Here is a 19,183-nt window from a genome sequence, read left to right on the forward strand (position 1 = left end):
CTCCCCGCCCTCGGGAGAGGCCCTTTCGGTCAGGGAGAAGTACCCCATGCCCCACACGATGCGCCGCAGCCTCGCCGCCGCCACCGCCGTCCTGCTCGGCGCCACCGCGCTCACCGCCTGTGGATCCTCCGACTCCGGCGACGAGGCGGCCGGCGGCTCCGGCCCCGTCTCGCTCACCTACTGGGCCTGGGCCCCCGGTATGGACAAGGTCGTGGCCCTCTGGAACGCCGAACACCCCGACATCAAGGTCACGGTGCAGAAGCAGGCCTCCGGCGACGACCTCGTCACCAAGATCATCACCGCCGCCAAGGCGCACAAGGCCCCCGACCTCGTCCAGGCCGAGTACCAGGCCCTGCCGACCCTCGTCTCCAACGACGCCCTCGCGGACATCGCCACCGACGTCACGGGCGTCAAGGACAAGTTCGCCCCCGGCATCTGGCAGCAGACCACCCTCGGCAGCGACGAGGCCGTCTACGCCCTGCCACAGGACTCCGGGCCGCTGATGTTCTTCTACCGCCAGGACCTCTTCAAGAAGTACGGCCTCTCCGTCCCCACCACCTGGGAGGAGTTCGCCACCACCGCGCGCGACCTGAAGAAGAAGGCCCCGAAGCAGTCCCTGACCACCTTCTCCGCCAACGACTCCGGCCTCTTCGCCGGACTCGCCCAGCAGGCCGGCGCCAAGTGGTGGACCTTCGAGGGCGACACCTGGAAGGTCGGCATCGACGACGCCGCCACCCGGAAGGTCTCCGACTTCTGGGGCGGCCTGGTCGCCGAGGGCGCCATCGACAACCAGCCGATGTACACCCCCTCCTGGAACAAGGCCATGAACACCGGCGAGCAGCTCGCCTGGGTCTCCGCCGTCTGGGCCCCCGGCACCCTGACCACCGCCGCCCCCGACACCAAGGGCAAGTGGGCCATGGCCCCGCTCCCGCAGTGGACCGAGGGCGGCTCCTCCACCGGCAGCTGGGGCGGCTCCTCGACCGCCGTCACCACCGACTCCCCGCACAAGAAGGCCGCCGCACAGTTCGCCACCTGGCTGAACACCGACCCGGTCGCCCTCACCGCCCTCGTCAAGGAGAGCGGCATCTACCCCGCCGCCACCGCCGCCCAGACCAGCGGCGCCCTCGCCGAGGCCCCCGACTACTTCGCCAACCAGCCCGACTTCTACACCCGCGCCGCCGAGATAGCGAAGACCACCGCCCCCGCCGCCTGGGGCCCCAACGTGAACGTCGCCTACACCGCATTCAAGGACGAGTTCGGCAAGGCCGCCAAGGCCAGGTCCGGCTTCGACACCGCCCTGACCGCCGTCCAGTCCGCCACCGTGACGGACCTGCAGAAGCAGGGCTTCGAGGTCGCCAAGTGACGCAGCCCCCCAAGGGCGCGCGCCGGTCGTACGGGGTCAAGGCGGCCCCGTACGGCTTCCTCCTCCCCGCCGCCCTCCTCTTCGCCCTCTTCTTCGCCCTCCCCATCGGCTACGCCCTCTGGCTCAGCTTCCACAAGGTCCGGATCAAGGGCCTCGGCCTCGGCAAGGGCGCCAAGTCCGAGGTCTGGGCCGGCCTGGAGAACTACACCTCCGCACTCACCGACTCCGAACTCGCCGCCAGCGCCCTGCGCGTCCTCGGCTACGGCGCCGTCGTCGTCCCCGTGATGCTCGGCCTCGCCCTCTTCTTCGCGCTCCTGCTCGACTCCGAGCGCGTCCGGGCCCGCTCCTTCGCCCGGCTCGCGATCTTCCTGCCGTACGCCGTCCCCGGCGTCATCGCCGCCGTCCTCTGGGGCTTCCTCTACCTCCCGGACGTCAGCCCCTTCCACTTCGTCCTCGACAGGCTCGGCCTGCCCCAGCCCGACCTCATGGACGGCGGACCGCTCTACCTCGCGATGTCGAACATCGCGATCTGGGGCGGCACCGGCTTCAACATGATCGTCATCTACACCGCGCTGCGCTCGCTGCCCGCCGAGGTCCACGAGGCGGCCAAGCTCGACGGCTGCTCGGAACTCCAGATCGCCCTGCGCGTCAAGATCCCGATGGTGGTGCCCTCGCTGGTGCTCACCTTCTTCTTCTCGATCATCGCCACCCTCCAGGTCTTCAACGAGCCCATGACGCTCAAGCCGCTCACCAACGGCATCCCCTCCACCTGGAGCCCCCTCATGAAGGTCTACAACGACGCCTTCACCGGCGGGAACATCCACGCCGCCTCGGCCACCGCCGTCGTGCTCGCCCTCGCCACCTTCGTCCTCTCCTTCGCCCTCCTCCGGATCTCCAACCGCCGCACCACACAAGGAGCCAGCCGATGACCGGGCTCGCCTCCCCTCCGCTGCGCAAGGCAGCCCCGGCAGCCGGCAGCACCCCCGGCGTCCCCCAGGCCCCGCCGCGCCCCCGCCGCACGGCCCTGCTCCCCACGGCCGCCCTGGTCCTCGGCGCGCTCTACTGCCTGCTGCCCGTCGCCTGGGTCGTGGTCGCCGCCACCAAGCCCGACAACGAGCTCTTCTCCACCTTCACCTTCCTGCCCGGCGACGGACTCGCCGACAACGTCACCGACCTCAGCGCGTACCGCGACGGCATCTACTGGCGCTGGATGCTCAACTCCGTGTTCTACGCGGGCCTCGGCGCCGTCCTGTCCACCGTGGTCTCCGCACTCGCCGGCTACGCCCTCGCGATCTACCGCTTCCGCGGCCGCGAGACCTTCTTCAACGTGATGCTCACCGGCGTCCTCATGCCCCCGGTCATCCTCGCCATCCCCCAGTACCTGCTGATGGCCGAGGCCGACCTGACGGACAGCTACGCCTCGGTGCTGCTGCCGCTGATCCTCTCCCCGTACGGCGTCTACCTCGGCCGCATCTACGCCGAGGCCGCCATCCCCATGGAGCTCGTCGAAGCCGGGCGTATGGACGGCGCGGGCGAGTGGCGGATCTTCCGGCGGATCGCCGTCCCCATGATGGCCCCCGGCCTGGTGACGATCTTCCTCTTCCAGTTCGTCGCCATCTGGAACAATTTCCTGCTGCCCTTCATCATGCTCGGCGACGACGAGAAGTTCCCCATGACCGTCGGCCTGTTCACCCTGCTCAAGCAGGGCGCCTCCCAGCCCTCCCTGTACACCCTGGTGATCACCGGCGCGCTCCTCGCCATCGCCCCGCTCATCGCCCTGTTCCTCGTCATCCAACGCTTCTGGAGCCTCGACCTCCTGTCCGGCGCCGTAAAGTCCTGAGCACAGGGGATCGAGGGGAAACACACAGCATGAGCACAGCAGCGAGCAGGCGCCGCCCGGCGACCATCCACGACGTGGCCCGCGAGGCCGGAGTGTCGCGCGGCACCGTCTCCCGCGTCCTCAACGGCGGCCACTACGTCAGCCCGACGGCCAAGGCCGCCGTGGACGCCGCGATCCGCAGAACGGGCTACGTCGTCAACCGGCACGCCCGCTCGCTGATCACCGGCAGGTCCGACTCGGTCGCCTTCCTCCTGACCGAACCGCAGGAACGGTTCTTCGAGGACCCCAACTTCAACGTGCTGCTCCGCGCCTGCACCCAGGCGCTCGCGGCCCAGGACATCCCGCTCCTCCTGATGATCGCGGGCACCGAGGACGAGCGCCGCCGCAACCTCCGCTACATCGAGGCCGGTCACGTCGACGGCGTCCTCCTCGTCTCCAGCCACTCCGGCGACCCCGTGGTGGCCCGGCTGCACGAGGCCGGCGTCCCCGTCGTCGCCTGCGGCAAGCCCCTCGGCCAGACCGCCAGGATCGGCTACGTCGCCGCCGACGACCGCGAGGGCGCCCGCGACATGGTCCGCCACCTGTACGCCTCCGGGCGGCGCCGGATCGCCACCGTCACCGGCCCCCTCGACACCCCCGGCGGGGTGGAACGCCTCGCCGGATACCGCGAGACGCTCGCCGAGTTCGGGCTGCCCGCCGACGAGACGCTGATCGCCACCGGCGACTACAGCCGGGTCAGCGGCGAGGACGCGGCCCGCGCCCTCCTGGAGCGCGCCCCGGACATCGACGCCGTGTTCGTCGCCTCCGACCTGATGGCGCAGGGTGTCCTCGACGCCCTCTCCCGCGCGGGCCGCAAGGTCCCCGAGGACATCGCCGTCGGCGGCTTCGACGACTCCCCGGCGGCCCTGTCCTCCCGCCCCTCGCTGACCACCATCCGCCAGCCCTGGGACCGGATCAGCACCGAGATGGTGAGGACACTCCTCGCCCGGATAGCGGGCGAGGACCCGGCGACGGTGATCCTGCCGACGCAGCTGGTCCGGAGGGAATCGGCCTAGCATCCGCCCCCGGGGGAGCGGCCGTACCGTCGGGCGCGGCCGTTCCTTCGTCGTGTCAGCCGTCAGCCGGACGAGGTGTCACCAGGACCACCTCCAGCGTTCGCGGGCCGTGGACGCCCTCGACCCGGTCGAGTTCGATGTCGCTCGTCGCGGACGGCCCCGAGATCCAGGTCAGCGGGCGGGCCGGGTCGAGCCGGGGGAGGGCCTGGGGCACGGAGGCCACCACCTGCTCGGGGGCGCCGATCACGCACACATGCAGATCGGGAACGAGGGTGAGGGCCCGACGGCCCTGCCCCGGGCCGCCGTCGAGGACGATCGTGCCGGTCTCGGCGATCGCGAGCGCGCACCCCGTCACCACCGCGTCGATGCCGTCGAGTTCGTACGGGGTGAGCCGGGGCGCGTCGGTCCGCCGCTCGGCGCTCGTCGCGGCGAGCCATTCCTCCGGCAGTCCGGGCGGTACGACGACACTGCGGGCACCGCGCTCCGCGAGGAGCCGCGCGACGAGCGCCGGAAGGCCGTCCGGCGCGGAGCGGTGGACGTGGGCGCGGTAGTCGGCGAGGTTCTCGTGGAGCAGGTCGAGGAGTGCGTCGGGGTCGTCGGCGCTGTGGCTCGTGCGGTAGTCGCGGGTGACGGCCGGGGCCTCGGGGGCGTCGGCGACGGCGGCACGGATGCGGGCGAGCACGCGCGCGCGTGAGTCGGTGGTCATCGGCGGTTCCTCTTCCACCAGTCGCGGAACGGTTCGGCGGGCAGTTCGGGCAGGTTCCGGTGTTCGGACCACTGGCGGGCGCCCGGCCCCGGCAGCCGCTTCGGGTGCAGCGCGCGCGTGGCGGAGGCGATCCGCTCGCCCGCCGCGAGGGCGGTCGGGTGGTCGAGCACCCATGTGGAGGCCCGGATCGCCGCCCGCTCCAGCCGGTGTCCCTTCCCGCCCTCGGCCGCGACCCGCTCGCGCAGGTGCACCAGGACCTCGGGGATGTCGATGGCCACCGGGCACACCTCGTAACAGGCCCCGCAGAGCGAGGAGGCGTACGGCAGGGAGGCGTCGACCTCGCTCACCGTGCCCCGGAGCTGGGGGGTGAGGATCGCGCCGATCGGCCCGGGGTAGACCGAGCCGTACGCGTGACCGCCGGCCCGTTCGTACACCGGGCAGACGTTGAGACAGGCGGAGCAGCGGATGCAGCGCAGCGCCTGCCGTCCGACCTCGTCGGCGAGCGCGTCGGTGCGTCCGTTGTCGAGGAGCACCAGATGGAAGGCGGACGGCCCGTCGTCGTCGCCCGTGCCGGTCCACATGCTCGTGTACGGGTTCATGCGCTCGGCGGTCGACGAGCGCGGCAGCGTCTGGAGGAAGACCTCCAGGTCCCGCCAGGTCGGTACGACCTTCTCGATGCCGACGACGGAGATCAGCGTCTCGGGAAGCGTCAGGCACATCCGGCCGTTGCCCTCGGACTCGACGACGACGAGGGTGCCGGTCTCGGCGACCATGAAGTTCGCCCCGGAGATCCCGACCTTGGCCCGCAGGAACTTCTCCCGCAGGTGCAGCCGGGCCGCCTCTGCGAGCTCGGCCGGGGTGTCGCTCAGCCCCTCGGGCGCGGGCCGTCCCCAACTCCCCATCTTCTCGCGGAAGATGTCGCGGATCTCGCCGCGGTTGCGATGGATGGCGGGGACCAGGATGTGTGAGGGCCGGTCGTCGCCGAGCTGCACGATCAGCTCCGCGAGATCGGTCTCGTACGCGGCGATCCCCTCGGCCTCCAGGTGTTCGTTGAGCCCGATCTCCTGGGTGGCCATCGACTTGACCTTGACCACCTCCGTCGCGCCCGTCGCCCGGACCAGCCCGGTGACGATCCGGTTGGCCTCGGCCGCGTCGGCGGCCCAGTGCACGATGCCGCCCGCCGCCGTCACCGCCTCCTCCAACCGCAGCAGGTGGTCGTCGAGGTGACGGAGCGTCCGGTCCTTGATCTCCTTGCCGGCCTGTCGGAGCTCCGCCCAGTCGTCGAGTTCCGCCACGGCCCGCGCCCGCTTGTCGCGGATGGTGTGGGTCGCGTGCCGCAGATTGGCGCGCAGTGTCGCGTTCCCGACCGCGGCCCGCGCCGCCTCGGGGAAGGCCGGCATGCCCACGAAGGTCCCGCCCGCCGGCCCGTCTCCGGTCCCGCCCGTCGTTCCGCTCACCGCCAGGGCTCCTCTTCCGTGCTCGCCAGGATGTCCGCCAGGTGCACCGCGCGCAGCGGCGCCCCCTGCCGGCTCAGCATGCCGCCCACGTGCAGCAGACAGGAGTTGTCCGCGCCGCACAGGACCTCGGCGCCCGTGGACAGCGCGTTCGCGATCTTGTCGGCGCCCATCGCCGCCGACACGTCGGGGTTCTTCACCGCGAACGTGCCGCCGAAGCCGCAGCACTCCTCCGCGCCCGGCAGCTCCACCAGCTCCAGGCCCTTCACCGCCTCCAGGAGCCGGCGCGGCCGCTCCCCGAGCCCGAGGAGGCGCAGACCGTGACAGGACGGGTGGTACGTCACCCGGTGGGGGAAGTGCGCGCCCACGTCCGTCACCCCGAGGACGTCCACCAGGAACTCCGTCAGCTCGTACACGCGGGGGCCCAGGCCCGCCGCCTCCGCGCCGAACGACGCGTAGTGCCGGCGCACCATCGCCGCGCACGAGCCCGACGGGGTGACCACGTACGCGTACCCCTCGAAGGCCCGGACCGTGCGCCGTACCAGCGGGGCGGTCTCGGCGCGGTACCCGGTGTTGAACTGAGGCTGTCCGCAACAGGTCTGCCCGGCCGGGAAGTCGACCTCCACGCCGAGGCGTTCGAGGACGCGGACGGTGGCCACGCCCGTCGCGGGGAAGACGGCGTCGTTGACGCAGGTGACGAAGAGGGCGACACGCATCACGGGGTCCTCGGGCTCCTCTGCCTTCTCGCGGTGCTCTGCCTTCACGGGTTCCTCGGGTTCTCGGGTTCCTCGGGGTTCACGGCCCTCGGGGGCGGTTCGAGTCGGTCGGCGGCCGCGTCCCGGGCGGCCCGGTCGTCGCCCGGTTCGTAGTGTCGCAGGGGCGGTGTGCCGGCGACGAGCGCCGACGAGCCGACGCATCGCGGCGAGAACGCCGACGAGCCCGGCGGCCCGCGTCGGGACGTGTCCACCTCGATGCAATGAATCGATTCACTTCATCGATGAAGCTAGTCATCACGCAGGAAGCGGTCAAGACTCTTGACGCTGCTGTGATCGGCGCCCTAGCGTCCGGGCTCGGCGACATGAAACATTTCAGTCGATCAGGAGGAGTGGAGGGCGGCGATGCGGCGCGTCTGTTTCCTGCTCAAGGTCAGGGCCGGGCGGGTGGAGGAGTACCGGGCGCGCCACGCGGACGTCTGGGCCGACATGCTCACGGCGCTCTCCGCCGCCGGCTGGCACAACTACTCCCTCTTCCTCCGCGAGGACGGGCTGCTCGTCGGCTACCTGGAGACACCGGACTTCGACCGGGCGCGCGCCGCGATGGAGGCGACCGAGGTCAACGCCCGCTGGCAGGCGGAGATGGCGGAGTTCTTCGAGGAGCTCGAAGGGCAGGCACCCGACGCCGCCATGCGCCCGCTGACGGAGGTGTTCCACCTCGCGTGAGGGGGAGGCGGCGGGGGCAGGGCCTGGCGGCGACGCACCGGCCCGCAGGGGCCGCATAGGATGAAAACCGGGGCGGGACCTCGCCCGGGCGGGGCGGTAGGGGCAGGACGGACCAGGTGGGACGGATGACGGACACCGCGCGGACGGTCGGGAACGTCGGCATCAAGGACGTGGCACGCGAGGCGGGCGTCTCCGTCGGCACCGTCTCGAACGTGATCAACCAGCCGGACCGGGTCTCGCCCGCGACGCTCGAACACGTGCGGCGGGTCATCGCCCGCCTCGGCTACGTGCGCAGCGAGTCCGCCCGCCAGCTGCGGGCCGGCCGCAGCCGGATCATGGCGCTGCTCGTCCTCGACATGGGCAACCCCTTCTTCGTCGACATCGCCCGGGGGGCCGAACGCACCGCACGGGCGGCCGGTCTGGGCGTCATGGTCTGCAACAGCGACCAGAGCGCCCGGGACGAGGCCGACTACCTCTCCCTCTTCGCCGAGCAGCGCGTCCGCGGCGTCCTGGTCACCCCCGCCGACCCCAGCGGCGCGAACCTGCGCGAGTTCCGCCGTCACGGCATCGCGTCCGTGCTCGTCGACCGGGTGGCGGGCGACGACACCGGCTGCTCCGTCTCCGTCGACGACGTCGTCGGCGGCTCGCTGGCGATCCGGCACCTCACCGCGACGGGCCACCGCTCCTTCGCGTACGTCAGCGGTCCGTCCCACCTCCAGCAGATCCGCGACCGGCGCGAGGGGGCGCTGCTCGCGCTCGCCGAGGCCGGACTGCCCGCGTCGGCCCTCCGGGAACTCCCCGCCGAGCGCCTCGACGTGGCCTCCGGCCGAGACGCGGGCGCCCGGCTGCTCGGCCTCGCCGACCGCCCCACGGCCGTCTTCTGCGCCAACGACCTGCTGGCGCTCGGTGTGCTCCAGTCGCTGTACGCGGCGGGGGTCCGGGTCCCGGAGGACATGGCCATCGTCGGCTACGACGACATCGAGTTCGCCGCGGCCGCGACCGTACCCCTGACGTCGGTGCGCCAGCCGGCGCTGACCCTCGGGGCCAAGGCCGCCGAGCTGCTCCTGGACGAGACCGGCGAGCGGGCGGCCGACCACCGGCACGAACACGTGGTGCTCCAGCCGGAACTGGTCGTCCGCCGCTCGACGCTCGCCGGGCACTGACCTCCCCGGGACGCGGGCGTCAGCGGACGCCGAGCAGGTGCTCCAGGGCCAGCTGGTCGAGGTGCTCGAAGGCCATGGAGCGGGCGGCCGCCGCGTCCGGGTCGAAGGTCTCGTAAGCCGTGGGGTCGGCGAGCAGCCCCGCGAGGCCGTCGGCGGCCGTGGGGACGGCGAGTTCGGGCAGGCGGGAGGCGGCCAGGGCCTGCTGGACGTCCGGGTCGGCGCGGAAGGCCGCCGCGCGCTCCTTGAGGATCAGGTAGTTCCGCATGCAGTTCTTCGCGGACTCCCACACCCCGTCGGAGCCGTCCGTCCGCACCGGCTTGAAGTCGAAGTGGCGCGGGCCCTCGTACCCGGCCGTCTCGAGCAGGTCCACCAGCCAGAACGCCTGGCGCAGATCGCCCGCGCCGAAGCGGAAGTCCTGGTCGTACTTGATACCGGACTGGCCGTTCAGGTCGATGTGGAAGAGCTTGCCCGCCCAGAGCGCCTGCGCGATGCCGTGCGGGAAGTTGAGCCCGGCCATCTGCTCGTGGCCCGTCTCCGGGTTCACGCCGACGAGTTCGGGGCGCTCCAGGCGCTCGATGAAGGCCAGGGCGTGCCCGATGGTGGGGAGCAGGATGTCGCCGCGCGGCTCGTTCGGCTTGGGCTCGATGGCGAAGCGCAGGTCGTAGCCCTGCTCGGTGACGTACTGGCCGAGCAGGTCGAACGCCTCCTTCATGCGGTCGAGCGCGACCCGGACGTCCTTCGCCGCGCCGGACTCTGCACCCTCCCGGCCGCCCCAGGCCACGTACACCGTGGCGCCGAGTTCGACGGCCAGGTCGATGTTGCGGAGGGTCTTGCGGAGCGCGAAGCGGCGCACGTCCCGGTCGTTGGCGGTGAACCCGCCGTCCTTGAAGACGGGGTGGGTGAAGAGGTTCGTGGTGGCCATCGGCACCGCGAGCCCCGTGCGGTCGAGCGCGGCCCGGAAGCGCTTGACGATCGCGTCGCGCTCGGCGTCCGGAGCGCCGAAGGGGATCAGGTCGTCGTCGTGGAAGGTGACGCCGTACGCGCCGAGCGCGGCGAGCCGCTCGACGGTCTCGACGGGGTCGAGGGCCGGGCGGGTGGCCTCGCCGAACGGGTCGCGGCCCTGCCAGCCGACGGTCCACAGGCCGAAGGTGAAGCGGTCCTCGGGGGTGGGGGAGAAGAGCTCCGGCATGGTCTGTCCTTCTCTTGCTCTCGGGATTTGTTTTCTGAGATAACTAATACGGGACGGACACACCGGGGCGCCAGCCCCCGCGACGAATCGGCCCCCGTGACGACCTACGGTGACCCACTACAGGGAAGAGGTGAGGACGTGCCCACGAGGCGCTCCGTCGTGATCGGAGTGGACAGCTCCACGCAGTCCACCAAGGCCGTGGCCGTCGACGCCGACACCGGCGAGCTGCTCGCCGTCGGCCGCGCCCCGCACACCGTCACCGGCTCCGCCGGGGCGCGCGAGAGCGACCCCGAGGAGTGGTGGAACGCCCTCGTCACGGCCGTCCGCGCGGCGGTACGGGACGCGGGCGTCCCGGCCGGAACCGTCACCGGCATCGCCGTCGCCGGACAACAGCACGGTCTCGTCACCCTCGGCGCCGACGGTCGCCCCCTGCGCCCCGCACTGCTCTGGAACGACACCCGCTCCGCCCCGCAGGCCGCCGCCCTCGCCACCCGTCTGGGCGGCCCCGCCGCCTGGCTGGAACGCACGGGCTCGGTGCCCGTCGCCTCCATGACCGCCGCGAAGTGGCAATGGCTGCGCGAGCACGAGCCCCGCCGCGCGGAGGCCGTCGCGGGGGTCCGCCTCCCGCACGACCACCTCACTGAGCGCCTCACCGGAATCGCCGTGACCGACCCGGGAGACGCCTCGGGGACGTGCTGGTACGGGAGAGGTGCCCGCGACGGCGAGGGTGCCGCGCGCCCCGAGGGCCTCAGTGACGGCGAGGGTGCCATGCGCCTTGACGGCCTCCGGGACGGCGAGGACGTGGCACGCACCGAGGGCCTCCGGGACGGCGAGGGTGCCGCGCGCCTCGACGGCCTCCGGGACGCGACCGACGGGTCCGACGGCAAGGAGCCCACGGCCGCCTACGACGCCGGGATCCTGGACCTCATCGGCCTCGACCCGGCGCTGCTGCCCGCCGTCGCGCCCGGCGGCGCCACCCGCGTGGGCACCCTGACCGCGGCCGCGGCCGAGGCCCTCGGGCTGCCCCGTACCGTCGTCGTCGCCGCCGGGACCGGCGACAACATGGCCGCCGCGGTCGGCCTCGGCCTCGGCGGCGCCGGCCTCCTCGACCACCCGGTCGTCAGCCTCGGCACCTCGGGCACGGTCTTCGCCGCGACCCGCGCGCGCCCGGCGGACCCCGGACTCGCGGGGTTCGCCGCCACCGACGGGACGTACCTCCCGCTCGGCTGCACCCTCAACTGCACGCTCGCCGTCGACCGGTTCGCCACGCTCCTGGGCCTGGACCGCGAGGACGCGGCACCGGGCCGAAGCGGCGGCGGAGACGGTGGCGTTGTCGTGCTGCCGTACCTCGACGGCGAACGCACCCCCGACCTGCCGCACGCGGCCGGCCTGGTCACCGGGCTGCGGCACGGCACGGACCCGCGGGCGATCCTCGGCGCCGCCTACGAGGGCGCGGCGTTCACGGTGCTGCGCGCCCTCGACCACCTCCTCGCCGCCTGCGGACTCGACCCGGCCGCTCCCGACGTACGGGACCGGCCGCTGCGCCTCATCGGCGGCGGGGCGCGCGGCCGGGCCTGGACCGAGACCGTCCGCAGGCTCTCCGGCCGCCCTCTGGTCGTCCCGGCCGCGGAAGAGCTCGTGGCCCTCGGCGCCGCGGCCCTCGCGGCGGGCGCGGTGACGGGCGCGGACCCGGTGGCCCTGACGACGGCCTGGGGCACGGGCACGGGCGAGATCCTGCCCGCGGTCGCCCGCGACGAGGAGACCTGGAACCGCATCGCGGGAGTCCTGTCGGCCGCGACACCGACGCTGCTGTCACCGACCGTCGAAGAGGTGGGCCAGGGTCGTCGGGGTGAGGCGGATGTCGTCGAAGTCGACGCGGCATCCCTCGCCGACGGGTGACTGGACCTCGATGCCGGCCCGCACGGGACCGGGGCCGCCCAGGGCGAACTGCCGTACCAGGCGCCAGAACTCGCCGTCGTCCGAGACGTGGAAGGCGTAGCCCTCGCCGATCCGGCTGACGCGCAGCCACAGCGCCTCTCCCGTGACCGGGCCCGCGAGCGCGTCGTCGGACCGGCCGCGGGTCACGACGGAGAAGACGCTGGGAGTCCCGTCGGGCGCCTGCTCGAAGTTGAGCTTCGCCCAGTGGTCCTCGTCGGAGCTGATGTACAGGGCCCCCGCGTCCCACGCCGCCCGGAAGCCGACGCGGAGGCGCGCCGAGAGCTGCCAGTCGCCGTCGGGGGGAGTGGTGAGGGCCACGGCGGCGTCACGCCGGGCCGCTCCGCCGACCGGGTCCGTGAAGGCGTCCGTGTGCGGGGCGGCCATGACGGTGAGGACGCCGTCGGCGAGGGACCACGAGGCGGGGGCGGTCACCCAGTCGAGGCCGAGGGGGAGCGAGGAGTCGAGGTTCATGACGTCATGATCGTGAGCCGGGCGGAAGCGTGCCACGGAATTTCGCGAGGATCCAAGAAGTGGCACGAGAGTCCAACTCGACGCCACGCTCGGGGTGCTCGCTCCACGGACTGCTGCTCTGCATGACCCTGTCGGGGGCCGGGCCCCTGCCGACCGGCCCTCGCCCCCTCCCCACGGCCCTCTGTGGCCCCGGCCGGCCTGTTCCTCCGCTCAGGCCCCGCCGCCCGTCCCCGCCGTGACGCGCCGCTGGTGCACCCGCAGGTGCAGCGTCGCCAGGTCCAGGAGCGGGGTCGCCACGCCCAGGGCACGCGCGCGGGTGGTGAGGTCGCCGAAGAGGTGCTCGACCTCGGTCGGGCGGCCCGCCGTCAGGTCGCGGTAGAGGGACGGCACCATCGGCGACCCCGACGCGGACACCACGGCGAGCGTCGTCGCCCCCTCCGCCTCCGGCACGGGGTGTCCGGCCGCAGCGGCCACCGCGGACGCCTCGGCGAGCAGCGCCGGGGCCAGGGAGGAGCCGCCGGGGGTGTCGTGGACGTCACCGACCGTGCCCCGCATCAGGCTGGTCACGGCGCCGAGGGTCGTGATGAACACCCACTTGTGCCACATCGCCGTGACCACGTGCTCCGGCTCCGGCGAGGCGATGCCCGCCTCCTCGAACACCGCCCGGTACGTCGCCACGCGCGCGGAGCGCGTGCCGTCCTGCTCGCCGAGCGTCAGATGGGCCAGGGGGGCGAGGCGGCGGATGTCACCGGTCCCGTCGAGCGTCGTCACCACCTTGGCCACGCCGCCGAGGACGACCGGGGCACCGAAGCGGGCGTTGAGGGCGTCGAGGTGGGCGAGACCGTTGAGGAGCGGCACGACGGCCGTGTCCGGCCCGACGGCCGGTGCCATGTCCTCCATCGACCGCTCGAGGCCGGTGGACTTCACCGACAGCAGCACGAGGTCGTACGGGGTGTCGAGCGCGTCGGCCGTCACGAGGCGGGGGGTGAGGACCCACTCCTCGTCCCGGCCCACCACCCGCAGCCCGCGCTCGCGCAGCGCCGCCGCCCGGGCCGGGCGGACCAGGAAGGTGACGTCCTGTCCGGCGCGGGCGAGCAGGGCGCCGAAGTAGCCACCGGTGGCACCGGCGCCGACGACCAGGATCTTCATCGTTGTGGACCTCTCGTGGGGCGCCCGGAGGGCGCGGTGGTGAGCGGGACGAGCAGGGGCCGGAGCAGCCGGTGGGGCCGGGCGAGCGCGGCCGTCACCGGGTCGTCGTCCGGGTCGGAGGGGGCGAGCCCCGGGCCGGGGGCGACCACGACGTCCGCGACGGGTACGGCGGTGCCGCAGTCCGTACAGCGTCCGTCCGCGTCGAGCGGGGCCTCGTCTCCTGCGTGCAGGAAGACGCGGCGCGGGCCGCCGTCCGCCGCGTGGAACTCCTCGCCCCAGGCGGTGAGCGCGCGGACCGCGGGCCAGAGGGCGACCCCCTTGGGCGTGAGCCCGTACACCTCGCGGCGGCCCGTGCCCGTCTCGGGGCGGCGCTCCAGGACGCCGGCCACGGTGAGCGTGGTGAGCCGGTCGGTGAGCACGGCCCGGGGTACGCCCAGGTGCGCGGCGAACTCCCCGAACCTGCGCACCCCGTAGAAGGCGTCCCGCAGGATCAGCAGCGTCCAGCGCTCGCCGACGATCTCCATGGAGCGGGCGAGGGCGCAGGTCTGACCGCGGTAGTCACGCGGAAGCGTCATGGCCATGACCCTAACGCAGAAGAGTTCGGTGACTGAACTGTTCGGGGCGGGTGATGCCGCTCCCCTGCGGCGGAGCCGTTTTCGGGTGAGCGAAAGGGGCGGCTAGGCTCGCGCTCACCATGAACCAGCCCACGGAACCCAAGGCCGACAAGTCGGGCGTGCGCCGGCACAACCTGAGCCTCGTCCTGCGGACCGTCCACGACGCGGGCGAGACCACCCGGGCCGCCGTCGCCGCCCGCGTCGGACTCACCCGGCCCGCCGTCTCCTCCCTCGTCGAGCAGCTCCTCGAACTGGGCTTCCTCGTCGAATCGGGCAAGACGTTCAGCGGGCAGGCGGGACGGCCGGGCACCGTCCTGAAACCCGCGGACACCGGCCCCGCCGGACTCGGCGTCGAGATCAACGTCGACTACGTGACGGCCTGCGTCGTCGACCTCACCGGCACCGACCGCGTCCGCCGCACCGAGCGCCTCGACAACCGCGCCGACGCCCCCGACGTGCTGGCCCGCGCCGCCCGCGTCGCCGCCGACGTCCTCGACACGGCCGCCGGACGAGGCCTCGCCCCGGCGGGCGCCGGGCTCGCCCTGCCGGGACTCGTCTCCGGCGGAGCCGTCCGGCAGGCACCCAACCTCGGCTGGTACGAGGCGGACGCCGAGCGCCTCTTCGGCGAGGCCCTCACCGCGCTGCGCCCCCGCACCGCGGGCCTCCCCCTCACCTCCGACAACGAGGCCAACATGGCCGCCCTCGCCGAGCTGTGGTTCGGCACGCTCGGCGACCTCCGCACCTTTCTGCACCTGACGGGCGAGATCGGCGTGGGCGGCGCGATCGTCGTCCACGGCGAACTCCTGCGCGGCGCGCACGGCTTCGCCGGAGAGATCGGCCACCTGGTCGTCGACGCCGCGGGCCCGCGCTGCCGCTGCGGCTCACGCGGGTGTCTCGAGCAGTACGCGGGCCAGGCCGCGCTCCTCGGAGCGGCGAAGGCCACCGGCGTCCCCGAACTGGCGGACCGCGCCGGGGCGGGGGACCCGCTGGCCCTCGCCGCGCTCGCCGAGGCGGGCACGATGCTCGGGCGCGCCCTGTCGGGCGCCGTGAACCTCCTCGACCCCGAGGCGGTCGTCCTCGGCGGCATCTACCCGCAGCTGATGCCGTGGCTGGTCCCCGCCCTGGCCGAGGAGCTCTCCGACCGCGTCGTCTCCGGCCTCTGGAGCCCGGACGCGGGCCGCCTCCGTCCCGCCTCCGCCGCCGCCGACGCCTCCCGGGGCGCGGCGGCCCTCGTCCTCCACGACGTCCTGGCCGACCCCCTGGCGTACGCCACGGCGACGGGCCCCTGACGGAGCCACCGCCCCGCGGGTCACCGCCCGGTGGGGTCGCGGCCCGCGGGTCACCACCCCGCAGGCCACCGCCCCCGCAGGCAACCGCCCCGCGGGTCACCGCCCGGTGGGGTCGCGGCCCGCGGGTCACCGCCTGGTGGGGTCATGGACCCGGGGTCTCCAGCCCACGAATCACCGCCCCGTGGTACTCCCCGGTACTTCGACGAACGGCCGGGTCAGGTGGGCCGTGGCGAGGACCGCGCCGCTGTCGACGGCACGCGCGAGCAGGTTTTCCCGGGAAATCCGGGCGGTCGCCGGGTCGCGCTCGTGGGCGTAGGCCACGGCGGGCGCGGCGAGCTGCACGGCGTGGACGAGGACGTCGCCGGTGACCAGGACGTCCCGGCCGTCCGGCCGTTCGACCAGGACGGACTGATGGCCGGGGGTGTGCCCGGGGGTGGGCAACAGCGTGACACCCGGGCGCAGTCGGTGCCTGCCGTCGACCTCGTGCAGTCGCCCCGCGGCGCGCAGCGGCTCCACCACCCAGTCCCACACCGGGTCGAGGCGGTCGAGCGCGGCCGTCTCCGCGCGCTGGACGACGTACCGGGCCTCCGGGAAGAACGGCCGGCCGGCGGCGTCGGCGACCCAGCCGGTGTGGTCCTCGTGCAGATGCGTCAGCACGACGGTGTGGACGTCGGCCCGGTCGATGCCGGCCCGCGCGAGGACGTCCGGCAGCCGGCCGGGCACGGGGCACCAGGGCGCCCCGGGGCCCTCGGCGGGGCCCACGCCCGCGTCGATCAGCGTCCAGCCCGAACCGTCCGGGTCCGCGACGGCGAAGCAGCGGAAGTCGAGCCGCCACGCCCCGTCGGGCCCGACCGAACCGGGGTCGAGGGCCGCGGCGGCCGCCCAGTCCGCCGCGTCCGCCCCGGGGAAGGCGTCCCGCGCCGACCTGTAGAACAGCCCGGTGGCATCCAGGAGTGCCGTGACCGGGCCCATGTGCGTCCGTTCGCTGTTGTTCGACATGACGCCGACCCTGCCACGCCGGCACCCGCGCGTACACGGGACCGATCACTCTCATCCCGCTCTCACCCCGGCCTTATCCCGTCATCACACGCCGCCCCTAGCTTCACGCCCATGTTCTTCACCTACCTCCGGCGCGAACTGCGCCGCCGCAGAAGGGCGGCGCTCGTCGTCGCCTCCGGGCTCGCGCTCGGGATCGCGCTGGTCATCGTCGTCAACTCCGTGTCCTCCGGCATGAGCCAGGCCCAGGGCAAGGTCCTCGAGTCCCTCTACGGCCTCGGTACGGACCTGACGGTGACCAAGGCGCAGGAACGGCCCGCGGACGGCGCGCGGCCGCAGCGCCCGCGGTTCGAGTTCCAGGGCAAGGAGGAGGGCGAGGAGCAGAGCAGCGACCGGTTGATGGTCCAGGGCTTCCAGACCCTGGCGGACTCCACCGTCGCCACGGTCGCCGGACAGTCCGGTGTCGACCGGGCGGTGGGCGGACTCAGCCTCGTCAACCTGAAGATCGACGGGGAGTTCGCGCGGGGCCGGATCCAGCGCGGTCAGACCCAGCAGGGGCCCGAGACGGGCGGCAACGGCGGTGGCAGCGGCGGCGGCGCCGGTGGCGGCTCCGGCCCCGGTGACACCGTGACCGGCGGAGGCGCGGCCTTCGACGTCGACTCCTTCACGCTCTACGGCACCGACGTCACCGCCCCCGACCTCGGCCCCCTCACCACCTCCACCGTCTCCCAGGGCCGCACCTTCAAGACCACCGAGACGGACGCCGAGGTCGCCGTCGTCGACAGCGCCTACGCCCAGGAGAAGGGCCTCTCCGTCGGCGACGAACTGACCGTGAAGAAGGTCGAGTTCGAGATCATCGGCATCGCGACCGCCGACCGGGGGCAGTCCGCCGCCCAGGTCTACCTGCCGCTGAAGCGGGCGCAGACGCTCTCGGACTCCGCGGCCGAGATCACCACGATCTACGTGAAGGCGGCCGACTCGACGCGGATCGACGCGATCAAGACCGCCATCCAGAAGAACGTCACCGGCACCACCGTCACCACCTCGGCCGACCTGGCCCAGACGGTCTCCGGCTCCCTCGACACCGCCGCCGGCCTCGCGTCGAACGTGGGCACGTGGCTCTCGTACGCCGTGCTCCTCGCCGCCGTCCTCGTCGCGGGTCTCCTCACCTCCTCCGCCGTCACCCGCCGGGTGCGTGAGTTCGGCACGCTCAAGGCGCTCGGCTGGAAGAGCGGCCGCGTCACCCGTCAGGTGGTCGGCGAGGCCCTCGTCAACGGCTTCATCGGCGGCGCCCTCGGCATCGCGATCGGCCTGGCCGGCGCGTACGCGGTGACCGCCGTCAGCCCGACACTGACCGCCGAACTCGGCTCGACCGGAGGCACGTTCGGTGGCGGTGGTGGTGGCCGGGGCGGCATGACCCTCGGCGGCGGCCCGGCCGGTGCGGCCGCCGGAAAGACCGTCGACATCGCCCTCACCGCCCCGGTCAGCGTCACCACGGTGGGTCTCGCCGTCCTCCTCGCCCTCGGCGGCGGCCTCGTCGCGGGAGCCTTCGGTGCCTGGCGCGCCTCGCGGCTGCGCCCCGCCGACGCGCTGCGCCGTGTCGAGTAGCAGCGACCGAACCCACCCACGTACCACAGGAGTCGGATCATGTACGAACTCATCGGCGTCACCAAGCAGTACCGGCGGGGGCAGGAGAGAGTCGACGCGCTCGCCGGGGTCGACCTCACGCTCGCCCAGGGCGACCGGCTGGTCATCCAGGGCCCCACGGGCGGCGGCAAGTCGACGCTCCTGCAGATGCTCGGCGGCCTCGACCGCCCCACATCGGGCCAGGTCCTGCTCGACGGCACCGACCTCGCCGCGCTCCCCGAGCGCAAGCTGACCGCGGTCCGCGGCCAGAACATCGGCTTCGTCTTCCAGAGCTTCAACCTCATCCCCACGCTCACCGCCCAGGAGAACGTGGAGACCGCGCTCGTCCCGCTCGGCGTCAAGCCCACCGAGCGGCGGAGCCGGGCCGCCGAGGCCCTGGAGTCGGTCGGGCTCGGCGAACGCAGCGGGCACCTCCCGTCCGAGCTCTCCGGCGGCCAGCAGCAGCGGGTGGCGATCGCCCGCGCGCTCGTGAAGCGCCCGAAGGTGCTGCTCGCCGACGAACCCACCGGAAACCTCGACGAGTCGATGCGCGACGAGATCGTCGAGCTGCTCGAAGGACTGTGGAAGGAACACGGGCTGACCTTCGTCATGGTCACCCACGACAGCGCGATCGCCCGCCGGGCGCCCCGCCTCGCCACCATCCGCAAGGGCCGCATCACGATCAAGGAGAACCCCCGGGCGGCGACGTCGGACCGCGTGCCGGGCCCGGCGCCGGACGCGGCGCCCGACACGGTGGCGGACCCGGTCGAGGCCTGAGCGACCGGCCCGGGGTCTCCGCCCGGTCGGGGAGGCCGGGTCGGTCCGGCGGGTGGGGCGGTTCCTAGGGGGGTGCCTACCGGTCTTCACCGTAGGGCAAAATATCTTGGACTA

At 73.4% G+C, this 19,183-nt stretch carries 17 protein-coding genes and 1 pseudogene; 10 read left to right on the plus strand and 8 right to left on the minus strand.

Features of this window, described 5'->3' with window-relative positions:
* Window positions 1-46: 46 nt before the first annotated feature.
* Genes ACZ4XX_RS13295 through ACZ4XX_RS13310 form a run of 4 tightly spaced genes read left to right on the plus strand, consistent with a single transcriptional unit; the run spans window position 47 to window position 4,258 of the window.
* Window positions 47-1,363 (plus strand): ABC transporter substrate-binding protein, encoded by a 1,317-nt coding sequence (locus ACZ4XX_RS13295; protein WP_468508043.1) that lies wholly within the window; start codon window positions 47-49, stop codon window positions 1,361-1,363.
* Window positions 1,360-2,292 (plus strand): carbohydrate ABC transporter permease, encoded by a 933-nt coding sequence (locus ACZ4XX_RS13300; protein WP_468508044.1) that lies wholly within the window; start codon window positions 1,360-1,362, stop codon window positions 2,290-2,292. The genes ACZ4XX_RS13295 and ACZ4XX_RS13300 overlap by 4 nt, the downstream gene beginning before the upstream one ends.
* A complete protein-coding gene (locus ACZ4XX_RS13305) occupies window positions 2,289-3,203 on the plus strand; it encodes a carbohydrate ABC transporter permease (RefSeq protein ID WP_468508045.1) in 915 nt (304 codons plus the stop codon). Before ACZ4XX_RS13300 ends, ACZ4XX_RS13305 begins: the two co-directional genes overlap by 4 nt.
* 29 nt (window positions 3,204-3,232) lie before the next feature.
* Window positions 3,233-4,258 (plus strand): LacI family DNA-binding transcriptional regulator, encoded by a 1,026-nt coding sequence (locus ACZ4XX_RS13310; RefSeq protein ID WP_468508046.1) that lies wholly within the window; start codon window positions 3,233-3,235, stop codon window positions 4,256-4,258.
* Between the two features lie 55 nt (window positions 4,259-4,313).
* On the opposite strand, the gene ACZ4XX_RS13315 is transcribed toward ACZ4XX_RS13310, so the two are convergent.
* From ACZ4XX_RS13315 to ACZ4XX_RS13325, 3 genes are read right to left on the minus strand one after another with little or no spacing between them, the layout of a single operon-like run.
* The gene (locus ACZ4XX_RS13315; protein ID WP_468508047.1) at window positions 4,314-4,964 is read right to left on the minus strand and encodes a LutC/YkgG family protein; all 651 of its coding nucleotides are present in this window, start codon (window positions 4,962-4,964) and stop codon (window positions 4,314-4,316) included.
* A complete protein-coding gene (locus ACZ4XX_RS13320) occupies window positions 4,961-6,364 on the minus strand; it encodes a lactate utilization protein B (protein ID WP_468508113.1) in 1,404 nt (467 codons plus the stop codon). Before ACZ4XX_RS13320 ends, ACZ4XX_RS13315 begins: the two co-directional genes overlap by 4 nt.
* A gap of 53 nt (window positions 6,365-6,417) precedes the next feature.
* Window positions 6,418-7,134, minus strand: a complete 717-nt coding sequence (locus ACZ4XX_RS13325) for a (Fe-S)-binding protein (protein WP_468508114.1) — start codon at window positions 7,132-7,134, stop codon at window positions 6,418-6,420.
* A 402-nt stretch (window positions 7,135-7,536) separates the two neighbouring features.
* Here ACZ4XX_RS13325 and ACZ4XX_RS13330 point away from each other — a divergent pair, with 402 nt between their 5' ends.
* Both ACZ4XX_RS13330 and ACZ4XX_RS13335 read left to right on the plus strand, forming a co-directional pair.
* Entirely contained in the window at window positions 7,537-7,857 is a 321-nt protein-coding gene (locus tag ACZ4XX_RS13330; RefSeq protein ID WP_468508048.1) for an L-rhamnose mutarotase, read from the plus strand.
* A gap of 125 nt (window positions 7,858-7,982) precedes the next feature.
* A complete protein-coding gene (locus ACZ4XX_RS13335; RefSeq protein WP_468508049.1) occupies window positions 7,983-9,020 on the plus strand; it encodes a LacI family DNA-binding transcriptional regulator in 1,038 nt (345 codons plus the stop codon).
* Between the two features lie 19 nt (window positions 9,021-9,039).
* Here ACZ4XX_RS13335 and xylA read toward each other — a convergent pair whose 3' ends face one another.
* Window positions 9,040-10,209 carry a xylose isomerase gene (xylA, locus tag ACZ4XX_RS13340; RefSeq protein WP_468508050.1) on the minus strand — a complete coding sequence of 390 codons (1,170 nt, stop codon included), beginning with the start codon at window positions 10,207-10,209 and terminating at the stop codon, window positions 9,040-9,042.
* A 138-nt stretch (window positions 10,210-10,347) separates the two neighbouring features.
* Here xylA and ACZ4XX_RS13345 point away from each other — a divergent pair.
* Window positions 10,348-12,021: pseudogene (locus tag ACZ4XX_RS13345) on the plus strand (FGGY family carbohydrate kinase); the annotation flags it as partial.
* On the opposite strand, the gene ACZ4XX_RS13350 reads toward ACZ4XX_RS13345, so the two are convergent.
* From ACZ4XX_RS13350 to ACZ4XX_RS13360, 3 genes are all read right to left on the minus strand, one after another.
* Window positions 12,022-12,618 (minus strand): DUF1349 domain-containing protein, encoded by a 597-nt coding sequence (locus ACZ4XX_RS13350; RefSeq protein ID WP_468508051.1) that lies wholly within the window; start codon window positions 12,616-12,618, stop codon window positions 12,022-12,024.
* 210 nt (window positions 12,619-12,828) lie between these two features.
* The gene (locus ACZ4XX_RS13355) at window positions 12,829-13,767 is read right to left on the minus strand and encodes a ketopantoate reductase family protein (protein ID WP_468508052.1); all 939 of its coding nucleotides are present in this window, start codon (window positions 13,765-13,767) and stop codon (window positions 12,829-12,831) included.
* On the minus strand, window positions 13,764-14,342 hold the full coding sequence (locus ACZ4XX_RS13360) for a winged helix-turn-helix transcriptional regulator (protein WP_468508053.1): 579 nt from the start codon (window positions 14,340-14,342) through the stop codon (window positions 13,764-13,766). The genes ACZ4XX_RS13355 and ACZ4XX_RS13360 overlap by 4 nt, the downstream gene beginning before the upstream one ends.
* Window positions 14,343-14,461: 119 nt before the next feature.
* Between ACZ4XX_RS13360 and ACZ4XX_RS13365 the strand changes: the two genes are divergently transcribed.
* Entirely contained in the window at window positions 14,462-15,670 is a 1,209-nt protein-coding gene (locus ACZ4XX_RS13365) for an ROK family transcriptional regulator (RefSeq protein ID WP_468508054.1), read from the plus strand.
* Between the two features lie 171 nt (window positions 15,671-15,841).
* Here ACZ4XX_RS13365 and ACZ4XX_RS13370 read toward each other — a convergent pair whose 3' ends face one another.
* Window positions 15,842-16,669: an MBL fold metallo-hydrolase gene (locus ACZ4XX_RS13370; protein ID WP_468508055.1), complete on the minus strand. Its 828-nt coding sequence runs from the start codon at window positions 16,667-16,669 to the stop codon at window positions 15,842-15,844.
* Between the two features lie 111 nt (window positions 16,670-16,780).
* Here ACZ4XX_RS13370 and ACZ4XX_RS13375 point away from each other — a divergent pair, with 111 nt between their 5' ends.
* Window positions 16,781-18,274, plus strand: a complete 1,494-nt coding sequence (locus ACZ4XX_RS13375) for an ABC transporter permease (RefSeq protein ID WP_468508056.1) — start codon at window positions 16,781-16,783, stop codon at window positions 18,272-18,274.
* Window positions 18,275-18,313: 39 nt separating this feature from the next.
* Window positions 18,314-19,069: an ABC transporter ATP-binding protein gene (locus tag ACZ4XX_RS13380; protein ID WP_468508057.1), complete on the plus strand. Its 756-nt coding sequence runs from the start codon at window positions 18,314-18,316 to the stop codon at window positions 19,067-19,069.
* Window positions 19,070-19,183: the final 114 nt, after the last annotated feature.

It is taken from the genome of Streptomyces sp. NPDC029956 (assembly GCF_055574655.1).

What these genes read in the sequence shown, in the direction of transcription:
- ACZ4XX_RS13315 (WP_468508047.1), bottom strand. Translation starts at nt 4,964, where the DNA reads ATGACCACCGACTCACGCGCGCGCGTGCTCGCCCGCATCCGTGCCGCC.
- ACZ4XX_RS13380 (WP_468508057.1), top strand. Translation starts at nt 18,314, where the DNA reads ATGTACGAACTCATCGGCGTCACCAAGCAGTACCGGCGGGGGCAGGAG.
- ACZ4XX_RS13355 (WP_468508052.1), bottom strand. Translation starts at nt 13,767, where the DNA reads ATGAAGATCCTGGTCGTCGGCGCCGGTGCCACCGGTGGCTACTTCGGC.
- ACZ4XX_RS13310 (WP_468508046.1), top strand. Translation starts at nt 3,233, where the DNA reads ATGAGCACAGCAGCGAGCAGGCGCCGCCCGGCGACCATCCACGACGTG.
- ACZ4XX_RS13330 (WP_468508048.1), top strand. Translation starts at nt 7,537, where the DNA reads ATGCGGCGCGTCTGTTTCCTGCTCAAGGTCAGGGCCGGGCGGGTGGAG.
- ACZ4XX_RS13305 (WP_468508045.1), top strand. Translation starts at nt 2,289, where the DNA reads ATGACCGGGCTCGCCTCCCCTCCGCTGCGCAAGGCAGCCCCGGCAGCC.
- ACZ4XX_RS13360 (WP_468508053.1), bottom strand. Translation starts at nt 14,342, where the DNA reads ATGACGCTTCCGCGTGACTACCGCGGTCAGACCTGCGCCCTCGCCCGC.
- ACZ4XX_RS13350 (WP_468508051.1), bottom strand. Translation starts at nt 12,618, where the DNA reads ATGAACCTCGACTCCTCGCTCCCCCTCGGCCTCGACTGGGTGACCGCC.
- ACZ4XX_RS13295 (WP_468508043.1), top strand. Translation starts at nt 47, where the DNA reads ATGCCCCACACGATGCGCCGCAGCCTCGCCGCCGCCACCGCCGTCCTG.
- xylA (WP_468508050.1), bottom strand. Translation starts at nt 10,209, where the DNA reads ATGCCGGAGCTCTTCTCCCCCACCCCCGAGGACCGCTTCACCTTCGGC.
- ACZ4XX_RS13325 (WP_468508114.1), bottom strand. Translation starts at nt 7,134, where the DNA reads ATGCGTGTCGCCCTCTTCGTCACCTGCGTCAACGACGCCGTCTTCCCC.
- ACZ4XX_RS13320 (WP_468508113.1), bottom strand. Translation starts at nt 6,364, where the DNA reads ATGCCGGCCTTCCCCGAGGCGGCGCGGGCCGCGGTCGGGAACGCGACA.
- ACZ4XX_RS13375 (WP_468508056.1), top strand. Translation starts at nt 16,781, where the DNA reads ATGTTCTTCACCTACCTCCGGCGCGAACTGCGCCGCCGCAGAAGGGCG.
- ACZ4XX_RS13335 (WP_468508049.1), top strand. Translation starts at nt 7,983, where the DNA reads ATGACGGACACCGCGCGGACGGTCGGGAACGTCGGCATCAAGGACGTG.
- ACZ4XX_RS13365 (WP_468508054.1), top strand. Translation starts at nt 14,462, where the DNA reads ATGAACCAGCCCACGGAACCCAAGGCCGACAAGTCGGGCGTGCGCCGG.
- ACZ4XX_RS13370 (WP_468508055.1), bottom strand. Translation starts at nt 16,669, where the DNA reads ATGTCGAACAACAGCGAACGGACGCACATGGGCCCGGTCACGGCACTC.